Origin of the sequence: Bacillus sp. DHT2 (genome assembly GCF_026241455.1) — a bacterium.
GTDB classification, from domain to species: Bacteria; Bacillota; Bacilli; order Bacillales; family Bacillaceae_G; genus Bacillus_A; species Bacillus_A pseudomycoides.
On sequence record NZ_JAPHWH010000011.1, the window covers coordinates 17535 to 40914 of the forward strand.

The 23380-nt window shown below is 32.7% G+C and carries 30 protein-coding genes and 1 pseudogene; 9 read left to right on the forward strand and 22 right to left on the reverse strand.

Annotated features, from left to right (window positions below; translation table 11 throughout):
• The first annotated feature begins 18 nt into the window (after positions 1-18).
• Positions 19-225 (forward strand): hypothetical protein, encoded by a 207-nt coding sequence (locus ORL93_RS21980; protein ID WP_080547207.1) that lies wholly within the window; start codon positions 19-21, stop codon positions 223-225.
• A 75-nt stretch (positions 226-300) separates the two neighbouring features.
• On the opposite strand, the gene ORL93_RS21985 is transcribed toward ORL93_RS21980, so the two are convergent.
• Both ORL93_RS21985 and ORL93_RS21990 read right to left on the reverse strand, forming a co-directional pair.
• Complete coding sequence (locus tag ORL93_RS21985) at positions 301-525, reverse strand: hypothetical protein (RefSeq protein ID WP_003205148.1); 225 nt, start codon at positions 523-525, stop codon at positions 301-303.
• Between the two features lie 421 nt (positions 526-946).
• The gene (locus ORL93_RS21990; protein WP_033796134.1) at positions 947-1171 is read right to left on the reverse strand and encodes a hypothetical protein; all 225 of its coding nucleotides are present in this window, start codon (positions 1169-1171) and stop codon (positions 947-949) included.
• A gap of 132 nt (positions 1172-1303) precedes the next feature.
• Between ORL93_RS21990 and ORL93_RS21995 the strand changes: the two genes are divergently transcribed.
• Positions 1304-1438, forward strand: a complete 135-nt coding sequence (locus tag ORL93_RS21995) for a hypothetical protein (protein ID WP_003205144.1) — start codon at positions 1304-1306, stop codon at positions 1436-1438.
• A gap of 404 nt (positions 1439-1842) precedes the next feature.
• Here ORL93_RS21995 and ORL93_RS22000 read toward each other — a convergent pair whose 3' ends face one another.
• Entirely contained in the window at positions 1843-2073 is a 231-nt protein-coding gene (locus ORL93_RS22000; RefSeq protein WP_265959492.1) for a hypothetical protein, read from the reverse strand.
• Positions 2074-2269: 196 nt separating this feature from the next.
• Here ORL93_RS22000 and ORL93_RS22005 point away from each other — a divergent pair.
• From ORL93_RS22005 to ORL93_RS22020, 4 genes and pseudogenes are all read left to right on the forward strand, one after another.
• Positions 2270-3411, forward strand: a pseudogene (locus ORL93_RS22005) (IS3 family transposase).
• Between the two features lie 93 nt (positions 3412-3504).
• On the forward strand, positions 3505-3882 hold the full coding sequence (locus ORL93_RS22010; protein WP_306474325.1) for a site-specific integrase: 378 nt from the start codon (positions 3505-3507) through the stop codon (positions 3880-3882).
• Positions 3883-3966: 84 nt separating this feature from the next.
• Entirely contained in the window at positions 3967-4281 is a 315-nt protein-coding gene (locus tag ORL93_RS22015; RefSeq protein ID WP_016114761.1) for a thioredoxin family protein, read from the forward strand.
• 597 nt (positions 4282-4878) lie between these two features.
• Entirely contained in the window at positions 4879-5760 is an 882-nt protein-coding gene (locus ORL93_RS22020; protein WP_006094767.1) for a cation diffusion facilitator family transporter, read from the forward strand.
• Here ORL93_RS22020 and ORL93_RS22025 read toward each other — a convergent pair.
• From ORL93_RS22025 to ORL93_RS22045, 5 genes are all read right to left on the reverse strand, one after another.
• Positions 5747-6382, reverse strand: a complete 636-nt coding sequence (locus tag ORL93_RS22025) for a phosphatase PAP2 family protein (RefSeq protein WP_018782185.1) — start codon at positions 6380-6382, stop codon at positions 5747-5749. The genes ORL93_RS22020 and ORL93_RS22025 overlap by 14 nt on opposite strands.
• An 82-nt stretch (positions 6383-6464) precedes the next feature.
• Positions 6465-7220 carry a sporulation protein gene (locus ORL93_RS22030; RefSeq protein WP_265959493.1) on the reverse strand — a complete coding sequence of 252 codons (756 nt, stop codon included), beginning with the start codon at positions 7218-7220 and terminating at the stop codon, positions 6465-6467.
• The gene (locus ORL93_RS22035; RefSeq protein WP_097794998.1) at positions 7202-8023 is read right to left on the reverse strand and encodes a serine/threonine protein kinase; all 822 of its coding nucleotides are present in this window, start codon (positions 8021-8023) and stop codon (positions 7202-7204) included. Before ORL93_RS22035 ends, ORL93_RS22030 begins: the two co-directional genes overlap by 19 nt.
• Positions 8023-8214: a hypothetical protein gene (locus ORL93_RS22040; protein ID WP_017149660.1), complete on the reverse strand. Its 192-nt coding sequence runs from the start codon at positions 8212-8214 to the stop codon at positions 8023-8025. The genes ORL93_RS22035 and ORL93_RS22040 overlap by 1 nt, the downstream gene beginning before the upstream one ends.
• 124 nt (positions 8215-8338) lie before the next feature.
• Positions 8339-8518, reverse strand: coding sequence for a YozD family protein (locus ORL93_RS22045; protein ID WP_003197525.1), 180 nt, complete (start codon positions 8516-8518; stop codon positions 8339-8341).
• A gap of 158 nt (positions 8519-8676) precedes the next feature.
• Here ORL93_RS22045 and ORL93_RS22050 point away from each other — a divergent pair, with 158 nt between their 5' ends.
• Entirely contained in the window at positions 8677-8832 is a 156-nt protein-coding gene (locus ORL93_RS22050) for a DUF3930 family protein (protein ID WP_003197522.1), read from the forward strand.
• Here ORL93_RS22050 and ORL93_RS22055 read toward each other — a convergent pair whose 3' ends face one another.
• The 5 genes from ORL93_RS22055 to ORL93_RS22075 form a co-directional block, all read right to left on the reverse strand.
• Positions 8833-9411: a hypothetical protein gene (locus ORL93_RS22055; RefSeq protein WP_018766373.1), complete on the reverse strand. Its 579-nt coding sequence runs from the start codon at positions 9409-9411 to the stop codon at positions 8833-8835.
• The gene (locus tag ORL93_RS22060) at positions 9408-9560 is read right to left on the reverse strand and encodes a hypothetical protein (protein ID WP_265959494.1); all 153 of its coding nucleotides are present in this window, start codon (positions 9558-9560) and stop codon (positions 9408-9410) included. The genes ORL93_RS22055 and ORL93_RS22060 overlap by 4 nt, the downstream gene beginning before the upstream one ends.
• Before the next feature lie 66 nt (positions 9561-9626).
• The gene (locus ORL93_RS22065; protein WP_265959495.1) at positions 9627-9749 is read right to left on the reverse strand and encodes a hypothetical protein; all 123 of its coding nucleotides are present in this window, start codon (positions 9747-9749) and stop codon (positions 9627-9629) included.
• Positions 9750-10053: 304 nt separating this feature from the next.
• Complete coding sequence (locus ORL93_RS22070) at positions 10054-12057, reverse strand: RNA-directed DNA polymerase (protein ID WP_265959496.1); 2004 nt, start codon at positions 12055-12057, stop codon at positions 10054-10056.
• A 106-nt stretch (positions 12058-12163) separates the two neighbouring features.
• Positions 12164-13024: an RNA-dependent RNA polymerase family protein gene (locus ORL93_RS22075; RefSeq protein WP_265959497.1), complete on the reverse strand. Its 861-nt coding sequence runs from the start codon at positions 13022-13024 to the stop codon at positions 12164-12166.
• A 759-nt stretch (positions 13025-13783) separates the two neighbouring features.
• Here ORL93_RS22075 and ORL93_RS22080 point away from each other — a divergent pair.
• Complete coding sequence (locus ORL93_RS22080; protein ID WP_265959498.1) at positions 13784-13993, forward strand: hypothetical protein; 210 nt, start codon at positions 13784-13786, stop codon at positions 13991-13993.
• Positions 13994-14174: 181 nt separating this feature from the next.
• Here the strand turns inward: ORL93_RS22080 and ORL93_RS22085 are convergent, their stop codons facing one another.
• The 6 genes from ORL93_RS22085 to ORL93_RS22110 all read right to left on the reverse strand — a co-directional run bounded on the left by ORL93_RS22085 (position 14175) and on the right by ORL93_RS22110 (position 18776).
• Positions 14175-14429, reverse strand: coding sequence for a hypothetical protein (locus ORL93_RS22085; RefSeq protein ID WP_265959499.1), 255 nt, complete (start codon positions 14427-14429; stop codon positions 14175-14177).
• Positions 14430-14555: 126 nt separating this feature from the next.
• The gene (locus ORL93_RS22090) at positions 14556-14960 is read right to left on the reverse strand and encodes a phage major tail protein, TP901-1 family (RefSeq protein ID WP_265959500.1); all 405 of its coding nucleotides are present in this window, start codon (positions 14958-14960) and stop codon (positions 14556-14558) included.
• A 97-nt stretch (positions 14961-15057) separates the two neighbouring features.
• Positions 15058-16569 carry a phage major capsid protein gene (locus ORL93_RS22095; RefSeq protein ID WP_265959501.1) on the reverse strand — a complete coding sequence of 504 codons (1512 nt, stop codon included), beginning with the start codon at positions 16567-16569 and terminating at the stop codon, positions 15058-15060.
• The gene (locus tag ORL93_RS22100) at positions 16523-17770 is read right to left on the reverse strand and encodes a phage portal protein (protein ID WP_265959502.1); all 1248 of its coding nucleotides are present in this window, start codon (positions 17768-17770) and stop codon (positions 16523-16525) included. The genes ORL93_RS22095 and ORL93_RS22100 overlap by 47 nt, the downstream gene beginning before the upstream one ends.
• 186 nt (positions 17771-17956) lie before the next feature.
• Positions 17957-18394, reverse strand: a complete 438-nt coding sequence (locus ORL93_RS22105) for a helix-turn-helix domain-containing protein (RefSeq protein ID WP_265959503.1) — start codon at positions 18392-18394, stop codon at positions 17957-17959.
• A 202-nt stretch (positions 18395-18596) separates the two neighbouring features.
• Positions 18597-18776, reverse strand: coding sequence for a hypothetical protein (locus tag ORL93_RS22110; protein ID WP_265959504.1), 180 nt, complete (start codon positions 18774-18776; stop codon positions 18597-18599).
• Between the two features lie 419 nt (positions 18777-19195).
• On the opposite strand from ORL93_RS22110, the gene ORL93_RS22115 reads away from it, so the two are divergent.
• The gene (locus ORL93_RS22115) at positions 19196-20227 is read left to right on the forward strand and encodes a hypothetical protein (RefSeq protein WP_265959506.1); all 1032 of its coding nucleotides are present in this window, start codon (positions 19196-19198) and stop codon (positions 20225-20227) included.
• 304 nt (positions 20228-20531) lie between these two features.
• Here ORL93_RS22115 and ORL93_RS22120 read toward each other — a convergent pair whose 3' ends face one another.
• The 3 genes from ORL93_RS22120 to ORL93_RS22130 all read right to left on the reverse strand — a co-directional run bounded on the left by ORL93_RS22120 (position 20532) and on the right by ORL93_RS22130 (position 23316).
• A complete protein-coding gene (locus ORL93_RS22120; RefSeq protein ID WP_265959508.1) occupies positions 20532-21056 on the reverse strand; it encodes a hypothetical protein in 525 nt (174 codons plus the stop codon).
• 126 nt (positions 21057-21182) lie between these two features.
• Positions 21183-21548 (reverse strand): hypothetical protein, encoded by a 366-nt coding sequence (locus ORL93_RS22125; protein WP_265959510.1) that lies wholly within the window; start codon positions 21546-21548, stop codon positions 21183-21185.
• 292 nt (positions 21549-21840) lie between these two features.
• Positions 21841-23316, reverse strand: coding sequence for a recombinase family protein (locus ORL93_RS22130; RefSeq protein WP_265959512.1), 1476 nt, complete (start codon positions 23314-23316; stop codon positions 21841-21843).
• Positions 23317-23380: the final 64 nt, after the last annotated feature.

Here is a 23380-nt window from a genome sequence, read left to right on the forward strand (position 1 = left end):
AGAATTGAGGTGACCATTATGAAAAGTTTTGGTACGTTAGCATGCTCCGCTTTCTTCTCAGCAATGCTGATATTGTATAATGTCCAATCCTTTTATAATAAATTCACAACAGGAAATACATATTACTGGGTAAATGTTGTTCTGGTTGTGATATTCCTTATATCTTTTACCATCGACATAAAGGATATCATCAAGAAAAACTACAAAACTTCAGAATCAAACTAAGGAGCCTGGATTGGTTCCTTTTCCTTTATAGAATAAAAAAGCATCCTATTTAGATGCTTCTGTGTTTAGATTTCCTTATATAATACCCATTACCATAACGCTACCTACCACAATACATATTAAGCCTACCAATATTAAAAACTCCGGTAAATCAAAGTGATCGAAAATCATACCTAAAATTAATCCTACAGGGAATGCTAGAACTTCTCTCCAACTTATACCTCTAACTTTCCTTATTTCATATAATGTTGTAATATAGATAATAAAAATTCCTAATACAATCAAGCATAAACCTAACATTCATATACCCTCTTTTTTACTATGATATTACCATGAAAGGATATACCATATCAGCATTACTTCTTTATAAAATAAAAAAGCAGCGGATTCGCCACTTCAAATAATATACTTTAAATCAACATCTATATCATAATAAATTAATAAAAATGTAAGTAAAGGTAAATAGAGAAGAATGTAAGCCACATCTTTAATACCGCCTTAGTTTCATTGTGATTCGCCTCTTCAATATGAGTCACCCGATTTTCCTTTATCTACATTTATATGAAATAAACCCCTATACCAAGTAAATTATACTACTTATTTTGAATTGACGTTCTATATTTTCTAAATCGCTTTAAAACTACATTATTCCTTATCTTTCCTTAACAACAAACAAGACGCCACCATGATCTGGGTAGCATCTAACGAAGTAACTATAGAATTAATCATTAATAAGTATATCTGGACCTTGTCTCAACATATATGTGAAACCCGAAACAAATACGATGCAAAATATAATAACAGAAGGCCACATATTAAAATGAAATCCTTTATCCATAACTAAATAATAGATGTTTTGGATCAAGAAATTAGCACCTACGATAATCCCCCCTAATATTGAACTGACCGCAAGGCTGATTAAATAAAATTTGAATTTCTGAAACATTTTCCCTCTACCCCTTTTCTAAAATCAACTTTATTTAGGTTGTTTTAGAAAATTATACCATCTATTTTTTTATATTCTTAAATCTATAATATATTTAAGGTTATTTTAAGAGAGAGACGATTATCTATCCAAATGTCCATTTTGTTTAATAAAAAAGAGCACCCGTTTCCGCGAGCACTCTTCAAGGGATTGCGAGAGTCTTCATTAACACAAGATATAGCGGCTAAAGTTAATGAGGTACAAGCAGTATATGCTTGTCCACTTTAATACGTGAAAAAGAGCAAAAGCTTCCTTGTTTACCAACCCCAGACTTGCATTCAGTATAGAGCGGGGTAAATTAATTCTCCTAATTCAAAACTTCTAGGAACACCTAGGTATCGATAAAAAAACAAAAGTGAATATCCTTCATTTCTTTTTAGTCAAATTTTGATTCATCCTATTGTTTGGACGGCTATCTTTTAGTAGGTTATACGAAACTCCATACGGTACATGAAGTTTTATATAACCTACTTATTATTAAGTTCGGTCTATATATAGATGGCTGTTGTACGACGAAATAACAGATTTTCTATTTCTCACCATAAGGACGATATTTACTTCTTATATATTTACAGATAAAACAATCTCCAAATAAAAAAGCATCTTATGTAGATGCTCTTTATACTTACACACTATTTATCTCTTTTCTTATCTAGGTTTATTTTCTTTGCTGGACTTATTTCATAATCCCTACGTCCTGTATCCTTCTCAAAATAAACATAATCAGCGTGAATAGCTTTATGTATTAATTCTAAAATAACCGTAACTACTCCAATTTTCAGCATAGGACCAATAGATGAAGAAAAATCAATTAGTAAAAAGGGTAGCCCTAAAGCAAAAGTTACATCCAGAAAAAATGTCAAGAAAGCTACAGTTGAATAAATGCCACTTTTTCACTAATAAAACGAATACTCCCTCAGCATAATTTACTGATAACAAAACTTAATCTTATAATTCAACTATAAAGTCCAAATCTATCAGCATGTATGGAGTTAGTATAGTCATATGGACACAACTTAGTTAAGTCCTTACAATGGGTTTCAAGGAGGAAGTGTCCGTATGACAAACAAGAAATTTAATGAAGAGTTTAAAAAAATGGTGGTTGAATTATATCGTTCAGGACAATCTGTAAAACAATTAAGCAGCGAGTATGGCGTATCAGAAGTAACCGTTTATAAATGGATTAAAATATATTCTCCTATCACATCAGTTGATGAAGATGAAATGACACTAGAAGATCTAAAACGAATGAAAAAAGAAATGCTTCGTCTAAAAGAAGCGAATGAAATTTTAAAAAAGACTATGGCCATATTCGCGAGAAAATAAAAGATACAGAATTACACCCATCTATTGATTGTCAAAAAGAAACGCACTCTGTTCATATGATGTGCCAAACTCTTGGGATAGCGAGAAGTTCTTACTACCAATCTCAGCATAAAACAGAGTCAAAGCGTAGTCGTGAAAATAAAAAATTAACCAAAAAAATCATACAAATTCATCAAGACAGTGAAGGTCGTTACGGTGCACCTAAGATTCATCAAATACTATTGGAACAAGGATTGCAAGTAAGCATAAAGCGTGTGCAACGGCTCATGAGAAAAGAAGATATTCGTTCCATTCTCTTAAAGAAATACAAACCACATTCTTCAAAATCAACCGTAGAGAAACGGACAAATTTATTAGAACAAGACTTTTCTACAACTACAATAAATGAAAAATGGGTAGCTGATATTACCTACATTCACACCCCAAAAGGCGTTTGGTGTTATCTTGCATCTGTCATGGATTTGTATTCTAAGAAAATTATAGGGTATTTATTTTCACGAAATATGACAACGAATCTTGTAGTAAAAGCGTTAGAAAAAGCTTACTATAAACAAAAACCACTAGAATGTCTCATTCTACATACTGACTTAGGGACACAATATACAAGTCAGGAATTTCAAAGCTTACTCGCGAATTATAAAATAAAGCCCTCTTTCAGTAAGAAAGGTTGCCCGTATGATAACGATTGTATCGAGTCATTTCATGCCGTTTTAAAGAAAGAAGAAGTATATCGCACAAAACATGTTACATTTGAACAAGCAAACTTAGCACTATTTTAATACATCGAGGGATGGTATAACCGCAAGAGGATTCATAGTAGCATTGGTTATAAAACTCCCCAAGCAATAGAAGATCTAGCTAAAAAAGTAGCTTAGATTTAACTTTTTGGCGTCCAAAATATTGACTCAAATCCAGAATTTCATGAACCCAAAACCTCTATAGGAAAACGATTAATCGTACTTCCTGAAATCACATTACACGCTCTGAAAGAACATCATGAACGAATAAAAGTAGAAAAAGAACGTTACGGAAGTGAATATAACGATTATGATATAGTCTGCCCTACCTTTAATGGTAATCCTTGCAATTTCAGAAGTTTGACACAGCTCTGGAAAAAGCTTATAAAGAAAAGTGAGGTTCCTGATATTCGGTTCCAAGATCTAAGGCATACTCATGCAACTTTAATGTTGAAACAAGGTATTCATCCGAAGATTGTAAGTGAACGTTTAGGACATAAAAGAGTAGGCATCACATTAGACACCTACTCACATGTCGTACCAGGACTTCAAGAAACTGCGGTGGACCAATTTGCAAACGAATTGTTCGGAAATAAAACCGTTCGTTAGAAATTCGTTAGAAGTTTCGATTTTTTAATGAAATTACCACCTAAAAAAATACAAAATAAAACAATTGTAAAGGGAGCGAAAAACATGAAAGAAATCAAGTCTGAAAAGGAATTCAAGGACATTATCGCAAGCGAGGAGCCAGTAGTAGTTAAGTTCTTCACTACATGGTGCCCAGATTGTGTACGGATGGATAACTTTATCGGAGATGTAATGGAAGAGTTCCAGAAATTCGAATGGTATTCTATTAATAAAGATGAGTTCCCAAGTATTGCAGAAGAGTATCAAGTAATGGGAATTCCTAGCTTATTAGTGTATCAAAATGGTGAAAAACTTGGTCATTTACATAGTGCGAACGCAAAAACAGAAGAGCAAGTTACTGAGTTTTTAGAAGCATACTAAAATAGAAGAAGTGGCTCTGAGATATATTCTTTCAGAGGCACTTTTTTAGTCTTTTTTAATGATTTTCTTTCGTAATTACTTAGTCATTTCTTCAGAAGTGTAATAGGCTATTTCCTCCTGACCAATATACATTAGGATACTTCTTTCTCCTTCATCTCCAAGATACATCTCCATTTTTATATGTAATTAACAAATCATATAGCAGATTACTAATCCCCTTTAATTTTTGTTCATCTTCATTCAATATTCATAAAATAAGCTTCATTTAAACCGCCAAATCCTTTCGAAATAGCTATCGATAGCATAGAAATATCTTGCTTCCTCATTGGACGACTTACCCCCTGTGATACTAAGGATCGTAAAAAACAGGATAATATTTTGCGCATCTCCCCCCTTCCTTATATCGTAAAGGAAATCCGATGAAATTTTTACCTTTTCTCACTTTGTACTTTGCAACATATTTTTCCTTTGCGAAACTTTGTTATCCCCTACTTAAAAAACTATAAAGCGTCAACAATGTTTGTATAGACCCACACGAGTTTCGTTTGATACTCTATTAATAGAAAGAATTTCCTAACAGAAAGGTGAGTGATCATTATGAATTCACTTTCTAATAAAGAAGCTGATAAAGGAGCTATTGTCAGCATTATCGCCTACATATTTTTATCATCACTGAAAATCGTAATTAGCTATATTGCCCTTTCCAGTGCATTACGGGCGGATGGTTTAAATAACTTAACAGATATTGGTGCTTCTTTAGCTGTATTAATTGGTCTTAAAATTTCTCGTAAACCCCGTGATCCGGATCATCCATACGGACATTCACGTGCAGAACAAATCGCTTCACTTGTTGCCTCCTTTATTATGGCGACGGTCAGCTTAGAAGTAATCGTAAGTGCAATTCAATCGTTTTTCAATCCGCAAAAAACCGCACCAAATGTACTTGCAGCATGGGTTGCCTTATTTTGTGCTGTCGTCATGTACGTCGTGTACAAATATAATAATAAAATTGCGCAGCGAACAAAAAGTAAAGCATTAGAAGCCGCTGCAAAAGATAATTTATCAGATGCTCTCGTGAGTATAGGTACAGTTGTCGGCATTGTAGCATCACAGTTCCACATGCCTATCCTCGATCCAATTGCGGCGTTAATCGTTGGCTTTATTATTTGCAAAACTGCGTGGGACATCTTTATAGAAGCTTCTCATATGTTAACTGACGGCATTGATCCGGATAAAATGGAGGAATATTCACAAGCTGTCAGACTCGTTTCTGGTGTTGAACATATTGTTGATATTCGCGCACGTATGTATGGAAACCAAACGTATGTGGATATTACGATTGAAGTAGATGCCCGTATGGACGTGAGTAAAAGCCATCATATTACCGATAAAATTGAAGAAATGTTAGAACGAAAATTTGGAATTTTACACACTCATATTCATGTTGAACCTATGCAAAAAGAACCTATGATGACATAGGTTCTTTTTTGATGAATGCTTGATGAAACATAATACATAAAATAAGCCAACTTCCACCCGCTGCCCAGCCCGCTAATATATCGGATGGATAATGGACACCGAGATATACACGGCTAACAGAAATAGAAAATATAACAAAACATGTAATAAAAATAAGCAACAACTTTTTATGCAGTGTAATGCGATGTTCTGTGATTGTTACATAGGCGATAAACCCTAAAAATGCTGTAGCATTCATCGTATGGCCGCTCGGAAAACTATACCCTGTAGCTGTAACAAGCTGCGTGACATCCGGTCTTGGGCGCTCGTACCATAATTTTAAGAGGCTGTTAAGATAGCGAGATCCATAATAATTAACGATTAAAAATAACGCACTTAACAACTTTTTTCGAATGAGAAAGTACATTACAACTATGATTAATACTGGAAAATATATTTTTTTTGAACCAATATAAGACATCCAGATAAAATAAGCTGTCAAATAATCGTTCCGAAAACCTTGAATAAATTTGGAAATAACATCATCAAATCTCTCAACACAAGCGGTATGATACGAAAGTGATAATCCGACAAAACAAATGAGTAACGTACTTAACAAGTATACATGTCGATATCGTTTCACATACATAACCTCACTATATAAAAATAAGAAATGGAGCGGTTGTTTTAGTTTTCCTCCCCATTTCTTTTTTATGCATCATTTATTAAGAAATATAACTGTTAATTTTTTGCTGCATCGTTGGAATGTCTTCACGTGTTACAGTAAAGCGAACAACTCTTTCATCTAAGTCTAAAGCTTCTGAAAATAAACCTGCTAATCCACGGGCTTTTCTGTCAACTTCCATAATAATGTCCAAACGATCATAAGCACGTGGTAAAATTAATAATTCCAATTCATCCAATTTGCCATAATACTGTCCGGAAACTGGAATGAACTCAAACTCTTGCGCAAATGGAATATTGGCACGTAAATGACGTGGTAATTCTTCACACTCCGCTTGACGAAGCCTAAATCCTAATTGTTTTACGCTATCTAAAACACTGTTTAACAACACATTCGGTAGCACCTGAATGTAATCACGATCACTCGGATCAATACTGCGCTTAATATCAAGACCTGTATGAATCCAAACCGTTTTCATTCCAAATGTAAGTGGCGCTTCAATTGGCATTGAGAATGAAAATGGAATTTCTACTTTTTCATTTGGAGATATCGTAATAGGTTCGGTTAAACGTGCTCGTTCTAGATCGAATGTAGCACTTACTTTTTTATCATCTACTTCTCGTATATACGATGTCGATAGTGTTAAATAAATGCTTTCAATTTGTTGATTGACTGATCCACCCGTAATATGAACCACACCTACAATTTCTTCTCCTACTAAATATTCATCTTTCTCAAGAACTGTATCCACTTTTGCATTTCCTATTCCAACGCTTGCTAAAAACTTTTGAAACATGTATCCCCCATCCTTTCTAATGCATGGCGTACATCTTCTCTAACTTCTTGTATATTTTCGTAATAAGGAGGCTTCATCCGTAGCATTCGCATAATAATTTCACAGTTTTCTTTCATTAGCTGTAACTCTTCATACCATGGCCTTTCTTCTTTTGCAGTAGATTCATAGCCAGAGTATAATAAAAATAATGTAAAGTGGCCTAGCGCATAAAAATCACTACGATAGTGAATTTCTCGCATATAGGCTTGTTCTCCTTCATAGGTAGATGCTCGTTCATCGATTTCTTCTATAAATCTAGCTAATCCAAAATCGATAATACTAATCTGCTCCTCTTTTATTAAAATGTTAGGAATTCGTAAGTCTCGGTGAATAATACCTTTACTATGAAAATAAGAAACTGGCTCAAGTACTTTATATAAAATCTGAAAAACCTCACGCTCTTCATATACATGTCCATCTTTGAAAATGAAGTCTTCAAAATTCTTACCTGGCATGTACTCCATTACAAAAAACGGCTGTTTTTTCCATATAAAGCCGTCATATAAGCGCGGTATTGCCGGATGATCTAACTGCTCTAAAATCGCTTGCTCCTGTGCGAATGACCTTCTACCTGACATATATTTTTGCTTACTTTGTCTTAACTGTTTCAAAACTCTTTTTTCTTTCGTTTGCAAATCATAAACGATATATGTAAAGCCATAGCTGCCCATTCCAATTACTGATTCAATTTTATAGCGCTGCGAGACAATTGTATCCATACGCAGCGGTCTATCAAACCAGGCGAGTATATCACGCCATTTCATCAACTACTTGAAAAAAAGCTGCGGCTTTTACGCTTTCTTTTATAATGCTGATGTCCATAGCCATGAGAATTTCTCCTCTTGTTATAATCACTACTTGAATACGAACGACCTCTATGACGATAATCACTACTTGAATACGAACGATATCTATTCTTCTTTCCTAGTAAAGAATCAATAATTTTTTTGAACATCCCTTCACCTCTTGCTTAAAATTTTCTTTTTATTATATCAATAATTACGCTTTATGTTTGTGACAAGTTTGTAAAGAAAGAATTTTGAAGTGTAAAAAACGACGAGTAGATCCCGTCGTTACTTTCACCCTTCATCCTCATCAAACACTTCATCAATCATACATTTTTCTAGTAAATATTCAAATGTAATATCAGCGAGATCTTCAATCTCTTCTCGCTTTGGTACATACCCTCTCTCAATTAGTTGCTCATAAAAAAACTCCGCAATTTCTTCCGTATCAATTACGACTTCAATTTCCTTCATGAGCATCACCCCTTTATTTCTGTTTTATGAAAAAATTTCAAAATTATGTATACGAGATTAGAAAAATAGATTTTCTTTTCCAAATCATACTTGTCTGTCATATCCTTTCATCTTGCAGCATACGATGTAGTACAAGCTATTTGAAGGGGGAAATACGAATGGAATATCAATATGAAATAGAGCAAAGAAAAGAAGAGTTCATGCATGAAGATAAATGGGCAGACTCTATCATTAAAGGGCTTATTATTTTTTTAACTATTGTAGGTATACCGTACACAATATATATTTTTGTTCAATTTCTTCTTGCTTTCTAACTATTTTTTCTCTGTTAATTTAACTAAATAATTATGGACGACATCCATAACAATTTTATATTCTTCATCTTGAAATGTTTCGTATAATAATTGATAGTCGTTATAAATATCTAATAATCCATCAATAATTTCTTGTCTGCTTGTTTTAATACTCACCTTTTTTGAGTTGTTTATTGACTTCAATTTTCCTAAATCTAATTTATTCATCCCGGCTTTATCTTGTTTCATTTTTTTCAAGATTGCATTAGCAGTTTGTGCATTCGCAAGCAAAGTTAAATCTGATTCATCAGCCTCTAACCACTCACCATCTGTAATTCTCGATAATTCATATATTGTATCTTCCCAGGCATCATTTTTATACCGCCACACCTCTGTGCGAAACCCAACGATACGAAAAACATCTTTATCATATCCCGTAACTTGCACAAGATCACCGAACGTAAAATGATAGCGTAATTCAATCCATTCTGTTTCACCTTTTTTCATTTCTTGTTCCGTAACATGTTGAAGTGTTTGTTCCACGTAATATCCATCATGATTATTAACTTCATATACATAAACGCCATCTAATATTTTCATATTTGTTGTTTTTCTAAATTTATTCGCTTTTTATCCTCAAAGAATGCTTGAAATGTTTCATTGTCTTTGAGCTTCTCATACATCTCTAACAATAACTTCATTTGTTCAAGCTCTCTCTTTGAATATTCGGAATATTTAGTTGAATTCACACATTATCACCCCTTAATTTAATTTTATAACAAAAAGAAAAACTCGTACACATTGGTATGTACGAGTTAGCTTGCTTTTTTATCTTCGTTTTTATCGTTTTTCTTCTTAATTTTATTCGTCAACTCAATAAGTCCTTTAGCAGCTTTCTCAGCATTGAAGGTTCCAATCTCTTCGTAGTTAAAATCCATGAAGATCACCTCAACATATCGTATTCAAGGATTTCTAATTGGTACGTTGTCTCTCTCCTTGTAATACGCTTTTATCTGCTTCATAAAAAACGTAAATTAGAAATTGAAAATAAAAAATGACTTAATCAACTTTTAAAAAAATGATTAAGTCATTTAAAACCATTAATTCGGTACTTGAAATTTATATATGTATTTATTGTTATCATAAATCAATTATGCAGAGAAAATATAAAGAAAAAAGCCTAACTAATCCATAAAAATTAGCCAAGCTTTAATTTGCATAATAAAATTGATATTTTATTATTTACCTAGAAATACTTATTTGATCAATAATGTCAGGGTTAAAAACAGTTCTATCTTTCGTATAAAAATAATAATTTTTGTAATAATTATCTTTTGTAAAATTCCACTCAATAAAATGTTTATGATTATCCAAAAGAAAATTTAAAACAATTGATTTTGCATTATCAACATTATTAGACCTCAAATCAGACTTAACGCCATTTATATAATCTATCATTTCTTTTTTTAATCTCTTATTCAGTTTAGGGTACGATAAAAAAATATATACCCACCATCCATGTTCATCTTGAAAGAACTCCTTCCAGTTTATTTTTTCTATTTTTTGCTTAATAATCTTATTAACACTTTTAACAATTTTTGTTGAATCTACAAATTCAGATTCAGCAAATATACATAAAGCAGCCAGGTTTACAGGGCTTTCTTCTTTAATAAAAATATCCGTAATCTTTTCAATTAACTTATATGGAAGATTTATTTGATAAGTCGCAAAAAACAAGAGTAAATCAATCCAGTCATTAGAGAACTTCGTAAATATATCTTCCTCAAATCTTTCAATACTTCTTTCAATTAATTCTTTTATGTCTAATTGCTGTTTATCAATTAAAAGAGAAAGTATCCGTATTATTTTTTGAGTGGAAGCATAATTGATGTTTGTTGAATAAACAAAAAAAACACAAGTGATAAAATCATTTAATCTCATGTTTATTAATAATTCCTCATTTTTTTTCGCTTCAATTTTACTTAAGATTGTGCTTAATATGTAGGAACAAACAAGAGATTTTTCATTAGATACATTAATTGTTGAAAGCACTCTACTTCTAAAATCAATGTATTTTACTTTTCTATATCTTTTTTTGGACACTGTTAATTCCAAGCTTGCTGCTGCTTCAAGCAATCCTTGAGTATATTCTTCGTTTAATTCTAACCTAGATAACAAAGAAGTTATGTTACTATTCAATTTTTCAACTTTATTATTAAATATTCTTTCTATCATCTCAATAACAGATAACACTTCAATCTTCCATGCGTTAAGGATTTCTCCTTTACCAAATTTAGCAACCTTAGAGTCATTAATCTTTAGCTGGTATTCATTTAATTTATTTGAAATTACTTCTTTTATAATGTTTTGTGTGCCTTCATCTTTAGAACATATAAAATAATCATCCACAAGTCTAAAAATATTATAGTCTGTTCTAAAAGTGAGATTCCTGTCTGCCAAAGTTTCAATAACCTGTTGATCAATGTGTATAAATAAAAATTCTGCTAATAATCTACATATTTCTGGCCCAACTATAATACCATTTGTTTTAGAGCCATTGATATTCTGTAAGAAAGTATCAATATTGTTATATACAGAAGCCGCCTCTTTTAATCCCTTAGAATCATACGTTTTATTAGTTATTAACCATTTATAAGAATGCGTATATATACTAGGAAAACAATGTTGTATATCAATTGTCAATAACAAATTAAACTTGTCTCTAGCATAAATAAATCTATTACTATTCAAAAGTTCTGTAATATTTTTGAATGGATAATGTTTGAAATAAGTTCCACTTGATTCAAGAGCAATAAGAAGTTGATTTTTGGAAACTAGGTCAGAATAGTAAACTGTTTGATTTTTATCTTTTTTATAAGATAAACTATTTACTCTACTAGCCTTTCTCGTAGAAAAATCTTTTTTATTATGGATAATATTTAAAATATCACTTTCAAATAAATGGATGAAAGCTAACGATTCCAACAAACCTAACGGATTTATTAAAGAAATTTCTCGAAATCCATCTCCTTTTTTTGATATAGTGAACTTTAATGGTGAAGAATGCCATTTACTATTAAAGCTACCTTCAACCTTTATCTTATTAAACAATTTCTTCAGTGTTTTTTTCTCTCTCTGTAAATATTCATAGAAATGTCTATGAGTATAATGATTTCCTTTTTCATAAGGAAGTAAATCAGTCAATAAATAATCACTTTTTTGCCTGTTAAATTTATTCCCAGTCATAATTGACACCCCATACTATTACATGCTAAATTATTAATACACAATATCAAGAATTAGCACTCGATAATTCTTAAAATAAAAGTGGTGGGGCAAAGCCTCACCACTTTTACCTTATATTCCTTAATAATATATCTGCAAGCTCATTATAACCACAATTTTCTATATTATTTTTATATACAATCCCCACTTTTTCTTTTAAATTACTGTGATTTAATCCTAACTTTGGATGCAATAATAAGGCTTGGTTATTAAAAAAACAAGAGATGAATTTTTTATTTTTTAATTGATTTTTAATTTTTGCAGGCAGTAGTATTCCATTTCGCCCGAAACTTTCTTCAATACTTTTACAAAAGAATTTTTCTGTTGCGTTTGTAATTTTCTCATAATTATCATTATCCTTCATAAATCTTTTCAATTCCTTATAACTATCGCTAATCCCTCTAACCTGCCACCTGTATTTATTGCTGTTCTTCCTAGTGCCGTAATATACAATCCTTTTAAATACTAATTCTAATTTAAAACTTAACATTTCTATATCATTATTATCATCATATTCCAAAACAATTTTATCTATTTGCTTTTTATACTTCTTAAGCTTCTTCTCTGCAATTCCAAACTTAAATTGTTTCTTGGCTGACTGACCTTTTTCAAACACATAACCCAAATAATTAATTTTATAATTAACATCATCAGACTGATAGTATTCTGTCTTATCAAGATTAATAGTAATTTTATTTCCAAAGCACTTTTTCATTAAATTTAATACTGTTTTCTCTATTTTGTCCTCGGCTACTTTTTCATCCAATATTAAAATACAATCATCAACATAACGTGCGTAATATAAAAAACCTTCTTTGAACGCCTTTTTCATTTCAAGATCAAAATTATTTCCATTTAACTCCACTAGAGAATTATGTAATCCAATACCTGGAATAAGTTTTTCATTTTCTTTTGTATAATTTTTCAAAAACGTAAATTCACTAGTTTTTAAATTTACTGAATCACAAATATATTCAAAGCTTTTCTTGGAACTAATACTATAAAAAAAATCTTTAAAGTCAAATTTATATATTGTATACGCGTAGTACTTATGGAGAATGGGCATTAAGTTCATTAATTCTGTCATAATATAAGATCTATTAGGAAATTTAATATTGCAATACATATTTAATAATAGCTTATAATAGTCCAAAATTATTTGCTCTTCTTCTATAATATGAAACTTATTAATAATAATCCTATCCCCAGAATTCATAGTTTCATAGGGGGATATTTTCACATGTTCTTTTAAAATATCTAAAATTTCTTTCTCTTCTTTTTTATAACATTCTGCTAATTCAGCTATTATTTTTTTCTCATCAATCTAATCTCCTTAGGAAATTATTGCTAATCCTAAGTTCATTTTAGCAATAATTTGCACATTAATCTATTCCATTTTTCGTTTATTGCTATATTAAATATAAATACAAAGTAATAAAAATAAAAATGAAAAAGTTACTACGTTTCATTCAACATAGGATATTTGTAACTTCTCTCCCTCTTGAACAACATGACAACGCTTGTCTATCATCGTGATGAGCTTTATCTTGTTTCAACGGAGTTTGGGAATTTTCTTTAATGCTGAAGACTTAACTTTAACTAAATAATAATGAAGGTATAAGCTTTCATAAAAAAGAAATAATATCGGTGAGGCTATTAAAATTGAACTAAGAGGGAGAAAATGAATATGTCTGATAAGAAGCAAAATGATTCAAAAGAAGAATTAGCCCTTCCAGAAATCCCAAGTCTAGATGAGCCGAGCAATCGAGAGGAATTTGGCGAAGGTGTTACAGTTCATATAAGACCTTATCCAGGTATGGTAGGCGGAGATAAAGTCACACTTGAATGGCGTGACACTCAATCGTTGGGAGAAGACGAAAAGAAGGATAAAGAATAAAAAATAATTCAAAGGGCTATTCGTATAGAATAAGCCTTTTGAATTTCAACGGGGTTTGGGAGTTTTGGGACCTGCTGTGTGAGTGACACCTCCCTCGTTATTACCATTATTTTGATCGTTTTTGTCAATAAAGTAGGCGATACTGATTTGGACCGAACGTGTACGAATCAAACTGAGAATCTTACTTCAATACCCCATCCATATTGAATTGTCTAAAGAAGTAGTATGACATTGGTTTAACATTGTGCTCTTCTAACATACAATTCACTCGAAACACAAAGTCTTCCCTACTGATCTTTAATTCATTAGACTCAAGTACTTCAATATAGTGTTGTGTATACACTCTTGCTACGCATCTACGGAAGTTATAATCACCGATCTCTTCTCTAATCTCTTGCAAGAATCGTATCTTCTTATTCATCTCAAGTGTATGCATTATTGATACTCCTTTCTTATGTTATATATTAAGAAGTAAAGAGACTAAGAGTGTACAGCTCTCAGCCTCATATACTTATTCGATATATCTGCTATATTCTGTATACTGTTATCTGCCTTATACAGATTAAGCAGTAACTATATTTAGCGCTCCACTGCCTTGCAGACTAATACTGTATGTGACTAAATCGTCATAAGGCATTTCTAATCTGAAGTCAGTAATCGTACAGCTGCCTTCATACTTAGTGCCTGATGGTAATTGAAGATAAACTACTACATTAGTAGAGTCGATAAAAGCTTGTTCTAGCAATCCATAAGCTTCATCTGATTCAACAAACGCTCCATCAGCATCTACTGACCATTCTTTAAAACCTTGTAAAGACTCTTTCCAGAATCCAGCTGTATCTTTTGATGTCGCATCAATAGATTCAGCAGATCTATTCAAAGTTGCATTTCGTTGTCCAGCTAATAGCTTTCCAGTAGTTGCATCTTTGATATACAGCTTACAGTTCATACCAGTGATTTTTGCCATTGTCTATATCATCCTTTTCAGTTGTTTTAGAAATAGAAAAGAATCCAAAATCAAAAGATTCAGACTTCTTATATTGCGAAATATTTCACACAAAAGATTAAGCAGTTACCTTACCACGAACAATTGCTTGTGCATTTACAACAGTTCCATCAAGATACATATCTCCAACGATCAATACAGTACCAGCTAATGCTTGAGTAGTATCACCAGAAATACGTTGGATAGATTGTTCTCCACGAAGACCGATTGCATATGCTTCACTCATGTTACCGAAGAATACTGGATGCTCATCAACAGCACTGCCGGCTTCCATAGCATCAGAAACTCGAACTGGTGCACCAAGTAATGTATAAGTTACTTTACCGTTTACGATACCGTTTTGTAGGTAGTATTGCTCGTTAGCATCTTTCAACTTAGCAACTTTGTTGAAGAAAGGACGAGACATAATAAACTCTGAACCATCTAAGAAATCTGGGTGAAGTGAATTGTACATATCAACAAGAGTATCCATTGAAATTGCAGTATCAATACCTGCTCCTAAATCAACTTCAACAATACCTGCTGCATGTTTGATAGAACCAGAGAAGTTGTCTGCATCAGCTCCGCCACCGTTTACAAGGATCGCTTTCTCAACTTCTTTAGCTAAACCACGAGCTAAACGATCAGCAACATAAGCTTCAGTATCGATTGCCATCTCATTAATTAGTTGCTTAGTTAAACGAGTTGCAGCACCTACACGCTTTTGCTTAAGAGTTACGTGATTCAATCCTAAAGATTGTTCTTCTAAGTTTGAGCCTTCTCCAACGAATGTTGCTACTGCATTAGTAGTTTCATAAGGAACTTTTAAAGAACCGTTGTTCATTGGGAATTTACGAGCTTGTGCAAACACAGGAGATGTTTCTTGCATTTTCTTAATAACCAGTTCAGCAACATTCTCAGGAATTACTGAAGTACCATTTGCAGTTGTTTGTAGATCACGAGTTTCGCCATCTTTTAAGAAATCAGCAAATTCAGTGCTTGTACGTTTTTCGATTTTTTTCATATTATCCATTCCTCTTTCTTCTTCTAAATTTTGTTGTTCCAATTCTGGAACGTCTAAATCTTCAATTAAATTGATTCTACGAGCAGAAATTACTGACTGAAGATAAGCGGGTTCTTTCACTGCTGATACTTCAAATAGTTCCAACTCATGAACTGTTCGGATGTTAATTCCGTTTTCTCTTTTCCAAGAATCCTTGATAGCTCTGAATCCAAATGACATTGATTGAATCAATCCATCGGAAATCAAAGTAAAGTAATCTTGACCGTAGCTTGTTGGAGAAATTTTTGCAGACATAAAAAGACCTTGCTCATCTTCTCGTAGTTCCAATGAACCGTTTCGAGTAGAAGCAAGGACTAATTTTTGATCGTGTTCAGCTAAGAATTCGATCTCTCTTGTTCGTTTTTCAATTGCTCTCTTGAAGGCTCCCGGTTCAATTTTTTCTTTGAACCTTTTAGCTGTTCCAAGAAGTTGACTTAAGCTACCGGGCTTATTTACATAACCTTCAACAACCAGTTCACCATTAGATTTCAATAGCTCGTGGTTCGTCGTTCTTAGTTCCATCTTCATTCGATGATTTTCCTCCTTCTTTACTTTGCTCGCCTAGATTTAAATACTCTAGACTGCCATCTTCATATTTCATGACATGTCCAATTGAAAGTAAATGATAGTCTTTTTCTACTTTTGGTAGATCTAGTTTGTGAGCTGCTTGATTGAAGGAAAAAATACCAGACTTCAAACCTTCTGACACAGCTTTAATCTTCTCAGCCTCAGTTGAACGAAGAATTTCTGAAGTATCGAATCTAAAGTAGCAACCTGAGTCTTTTTCGGATTGAGTCAACAATTTTTTATCGAATGCTGATTCAATTGAAGTAAGAATTGGAGCCAAAGTTCCTTGTAAGAACTGGATCGAATTCGCTTCGTTACTTGCATACTTGTTAGCAGCACTGTTCAACATGCTTTCAGGAATACTGAAAACTCTAGCAATCTCAGAAACTAGATGTTTATTACTTTCATTCAACATTAGTTCTTGAGGATTCATTGAAAGTTTTTCAAAGCTCATTCCTTCTTCAAGAATTACTGTTCGACCAGCATTTTTAGTTCCAGAATATAAGCTTTGCCATGCGCTTCTTAATCGATTGATCGCCGGTTCAGTTAATCGAGAGGTTGCTTTCAAAATACCTACTGGTGTAGCTGAGTTTTGCATCAAGGCATTTTGATAATTCAATTGTTCTAAAGCAACAGAAAACATTTGACCTGAATCAACTAGTAATCCGTTCGTACCAGAATCAATTACGATTACTTCATCCGCTTCTAGAGTCACAGTCTTGATTGGGCCGTTATACACGTACTCTGTCTTGGCGATTGTAATTCCATCTTCAGTAAATTCTTCTTCTTGGATATCTCTAGTCTTGAGATGATGAAGTTTACCAAGCTCATCTTTGTACAGATATGCTGTTCCATAAAGTAAGTAATCAGCAACAATCTTCTTCTTTAGAACCTGAGCAGTATCATTGTTGTTTGCTTCACAGTTCAAAGTATGAATTCGTTTGTCTGATAGTTTTTCAATAGAATTATCGGTTTCATCTTCTTCATAAAGATAGATTGGTAACTGTGCAATTGAGTTACTGATTAATTCGACTGCTGACTTTACAGTTGGAATTTTCAAAGCATCTTGTTCTTTGATAACCGGAATAGGCCGACTCACAAAAACAGAAGCTGCTGTAAAAGTATCTTCATTTGAAGGTTTACCGAACCAAAACTTTGCCATCGTATCTTCCTTTCTATGATTTGATTTCAAAATCAATTAAGTACAAAAATAAAAAAGACGTACCTGAAGGTACGCCTTAGTTCCAAGCAACACTAAGCTTGGATTTAGAGGAACTCAGTCAGTTCCGATGGTGGTGTGCAGCTTGCTCAAGGCTGCCTAATGAATCTCTTTACGACCCAATCTAATTTAAATTTTCAAAGAAGAGGAAGAACTCAATGGAAAAAGAAAATTTTTAGATCGGATCGTAAAAAGATACATTAAAAAGGATGCAGTAAGAGCATTAATAACAACCGGAAAGTATACAACATATTTATTAACTTCGTTTTTATTAGCTGATTCTTTCTTTCTAAGGACTTTAACTAATTTCTTTTCTTCAAGTTGCTCGATAGCTGTAACAACCGTTTTATTACTTCCAATTCCTAAGTCTTGTTGAATTGTCTTAATGGAAGGAAATGCGCAATTTTTTGTTGTGTTGTATCTATGACATAAATAGCTGTAAACCATATAAGCTGTTGCTTTTCCTTTAAGTAATTCAAAAACACCATTTGATACTTGAGTAAAATCTGCTTTCAATTTGTCATATCTTTCGAACCTAACATTTGTTTTCATTTGTAGTTCCTCCATTTGAGTATTCTCCCTCGTAAAATATTTGTATCTGCCTTTTGTAAAACGTAAATCAACTGATCAGACTTTTTATTAAATTGATTGTTACCACTACGAACAATCCAACGAATAACTTAAATTCAATTTCTAATGTTTTAAGAGCAAACTTTTCCATTCAGGTTCCTCCTTTGAACAAAATTAAAAAGAGCAGCTTTCGCCACTCTTAGTACAGTTCATCAAAACTATTAATATCGATTTTCTCAATGTTTTGTTCTTTCAACCAATCTTTAACAAGTTGATTTACTACTGCTGAACGATTAATATGCTTGTCTTTGCAGTAGTCAATAAACTCTTGAAGTACTTCTCTTTCAAATGTAAACGAACGAATATTATCTTGTTTCATATTAATTCTCCTCATGTCATTTATGATATATAAAGGTAAAAAAATAAGAACCCTCGAAGAGCTCTCTTTATAATTAATATATATAAGTTAGTATTTTGTAACGAAACTAAACAAACTTTTTTTACCTCTCTATAAATAAATATAATTCCAATCCACTTTCTGGACACTTTTGACAAACTTTTTTTGAACGCTTCAGATTTGAATTCTCTGAAGGGTATTTCAAACACAATTTTTAAAATAAAATGAGAATTTTATTTCTTATTTTTTTAAAGCGCAGGTTAATTAAAGAAATATTTGTTTATTTTATGAAAAATTTATTATATGTAAGGGCTCTCCTAAAAAGCAGAAAACATATTACAGGATATTTCGCTATTTATTGGGGAAAATAAAGCCAAATAAACTAGAAAGGAGAAAGTCGAATGACCAGAGTTTGGCAGGAGCATGATCTGGATACTATTTTTAGGAGAGCTCATCGATTTGTTGACGGAAACGAACCTGATGCCATAGGAGCTTTTCCAGTTCTAAAATTTAAGACAGATAATACTTTTGACCTTATTTTTGTTAGAGACACAGCCGGAACGATAATTACGTATTCTGATATACACCAAAACGATTTTGCAATGATTTTTCTTCATCAACGTATTGGGGAATCAGAAATCATCCATCACGGCAAAAAGTTTGTTACAGCCTTTCCAATTCATGAGTTCGAAGGTTCAGAGGCTGCCGTTATGTTGCTACGTCCTGAGGCCGTAGAAGTAAAACGTGTTCCAAAAGGAGCTATAGATATTCCACTTCCACATGCTATTAATCATTGGGGATTGTTAGTACAAGCATTGGTTAGCATAGATACATATGTTGATAAAAACCAATACGAAGGAGGATTTATAGATTGTAACTATTATGATGGTTATCATCGACTTTTCCTATTTAAAAAAGAGTATTTTTTCCGAAAACCTATCCCTGAATGGAGACTTAACCATTTAACTAATTTTCAATACAATTTTTCTAACTCCGTTCATCAAGCACCCGTAAGAAGAGCCCATAATCGTGTTTGTTCTATTATAGATTTAAATACATGTAATGTTATTACAGAAGGAGATAAACTAAAACTAATGGATAGGTATTTAAATGGGATAATGTATCACAATGAAGTGCCTGGAAATCCTGATTTTCTTGCTGAAGCGGGGATTCATGGCAATTATATTAACTTTGCAATTGATCATTTAAATACTGATAATCATGATGAGCTTACAAGGACAGTATTTCACGAAATGATGCATGTAATTGGGTATTGTCATCCTAACGACACTTCGGATCCAACATATAATGACTCTCCTCCTGTAAGAGTAGAGAACTGTGTTCCGACTACCACTGAATCTTTTGGACCTTTTAAAGTTAAATGTGGAATTAACATACTTCACCCTGGTACTGACCCCGATCCATGTAATTAATAAACAGAATTTCTCGAATTTTAATTACATTTTTTCATTTCAAGAGGATTTGTATCTTATATTCGAAGAATTTCTTAAAGGAAATTAAAGACATCTTAAGAATAGAATCACTTTTTATTAAGGTTAATCTAATAGGTATTTTGTTAAAGTTACAAAAGGGCCTCCAGCCCCAGGCCCTTTTGTATTGCTTAATAAAATATTGATTTTATTATTCTTTTAAAAAAAATAGCTCTGTTAAATTAAAATGTTGATTTTTGAACTAAAAAAGAGGCTATCTAATTAGACAACCTTGAGGAACTCTTATTCAACTAAAGCTAGGTTTCGTTGCAGTTGCTAAATCTTCTTTTAGTTCTTCAACGGCTCGGGATAGCAATATTATTAAACTATTCAAATACTCGATCCTCTCTTTCGGTGAGTCTACTTCTCTTTCTAATTGATCTTGAATTGAATCAAGTTTTCTTGATGCTTCTTGATATTTTTTATTCTTTTGACGATTTAAAGCTGCATAGCCTAATACTGCACCTGCTGCTACAGGTACGGCTGCCACAAAAATACCCTCTAGTGCACCTCCACCTACCAAACGACCTAAAGATGTAAGTCCCGTCATAATTCCTGGGCCACTTACCCCGACTTCGCCTCGATAATATATTGCGGTAAAAGAAATTCCTCCGCCGACAACTGAACCAAGTGCTGCTCCCAGAACTCCACGTATCGAACTATTGATTATTAATCGATTTTTATCCTTTAATGCTAGCTCTGCTTCTTTAATCACCTTCTCAACTGATTTTAAAGAATCTAGCGATTTAAAATTTTGTACCTTTTTAGTCATTTGATCTACCATCCCCTAGAATTATTAATCAATTATATCATTCTTTGTTCAACTATTCTGCCGTTTAGAAAAATAAGAAAATCAACAATCTACTTTAACAGAGCCTAAAAAATAAAAGACCGAGCATTAGGCTCGATCGTCAATCCAGTATTTATCAAATTCGGTACCGCCTAAAGATTTGATTTTCCTTAATACCGCTAAGTACGCATATATTGGCTGACCACCAATATGAATAGGGCAATCGTCTTTTGGTCGTTGTATTACTCTTGTATCATTTCGCTTCATTGCTTCGTAGAAGGCTTGCTTTTTATCGGCTGCATTTCGAACATCTGTATTAATAAATGAACGTAATTGATATAATACACTTAGGTCTACTTCATAGTTGTAGTCTCTCTCACGAATAATTCTGTCTGCTCGTTCAAAGTCTGCTTTTGTAATATTTCTTGCGTTGAATCTTTCTTTTTGAATATCTGTCATAATAATTACCTCCAATTTTTTGTTTTTACGATACCTTTATATCAGAACGTATGTTCTTGTAAAGCGAATTTCGAAAAAAATTTTAAAAAGTTTAATTTCATTTGTTTTCATGCCAGCCTTTATAACCAACCTTAGCAGACTAAAATAACTATATTTACCAAGTTTTAGGCTTCAGATTGACTTCTAAAGAGTTAGTACTTAGCAACTATTAACTAGGTACTTAAAGTTCAATCTGAGTTAACGTATGGCTTCTGAATGCTATTTTAATTGTTCAATAAAAAAAGAGAGCCTTAGCTCCCCTTTCGCTTTATAACCATTCAATTTTCACTGTAGCTTTTTCTCTTGGCCTTGTAGTATCATGATTCGCTATTGTGTTTGATGAGAAATGTATCTTCTTGATAAATGTCTTGAGGAATGTGTTGCATGCTTCAGGCTCAAGTTCATCTAACTTATCCAGCATTTTAATTGTATGCTCTAGTCTTTGCTGTTCTTCATCAGTGTTCGATAAGTTTTCTAATTGAATATCGATTAAATCCATTTGCTGTTGAATAGATTTAATTTGAGCTTCATTTTCATCACGCATTTCATAAAATTCAGTTTTACTTATTTCGCCATCCATACGCATTTCCTTGAGATTGCGCCCTCGCCTATTGAACTTCTCCAGTTGTCTTACTAATGAAATACGTTGAGTTCCTAATTTTTCCTCTTCATCTGTTGTATCTAATGATTTCAACTTCTTTAATGCTAGTTCAAAATCTGGTCTTCTGTCTTTTACTTTCTGTATAATGAATTGTTCTACTGGAAGATACTTATGACCACGATCTTGACATACATTATTATCAATTTTGTAAGAACAAGATTTGATAAAGTCTACTCCATTTCCATCGCATTGGATGTATCTTTTTCTTCTACAACAATTACAGTAAATTAAGTTCTGAAGCCTTCTCTTAGCCTTTAACTTGTTAAAGAAGTTTCCATTCGTGTTTTCTTCCAATATCTTCTGAACTTCTAACCATTGATGCTTAGGAATAATTGCTTCATGTGCTTTCTCAACAAATACTTCATCAACAACTCTTCCATTTACTTTCCTACATGCTTGAACAACTCCATAATAAACGACGTTCCTTCTGACTTGACTAATATGTGCTGATGTGAGAATTTTACCATTTCTGCTTCTCCACCCTAAAGTATCTAACTGTTTTGCAATTTCGTTAGCACTGACTCGTTCTAATGTCTTTTGAAAGATAAAACGAATGATTTTAGCTTCATCTTCAACTATCTCTAATCTCTTCTCTTCGTTCTTCTTATATCCTAAAGGAACTCGATTTGACATCGTCCATTTCCCTTGTTCTGCTGCTGCTAATCGTCCTCTTCCCAAACGTTTACGAATTTGTTTATATTCAAAGTTTGCCATCATTGCTTGGAATGAGAAAAGCATCTCATTGCTTTCCTGTGACAAATCAATTGCACCTTGAGGAGTCAAAATTTTGATGTCATGAATAATGAGCATCTTTTTAATTTCTTCAGCATGAGCGTTGTCACGAGAAATTCTGTCAATATCCATTACAAGGAGAGCATCATAATCATCTAACCTACTTAATAGCAAATTCAATTGAGGTCTGTCGGTATTGACTCCACTTGAAATTTCTTGATACATGTCGTAAGTTAACTTCTGCTGTTTTGCAAGTTTCGTTAGAGCATTTCTATGACTAGATAAGATTTCATCTATGTCTAGTTGTTCTTCGTTTCTGGATAAGCGTAAATAAATTGCAGCTAACCCCATGTTCTTCACCTCTTAGATTATGTACTAGGAATGATAACACATTATAATTCGAATAAAAATAGAA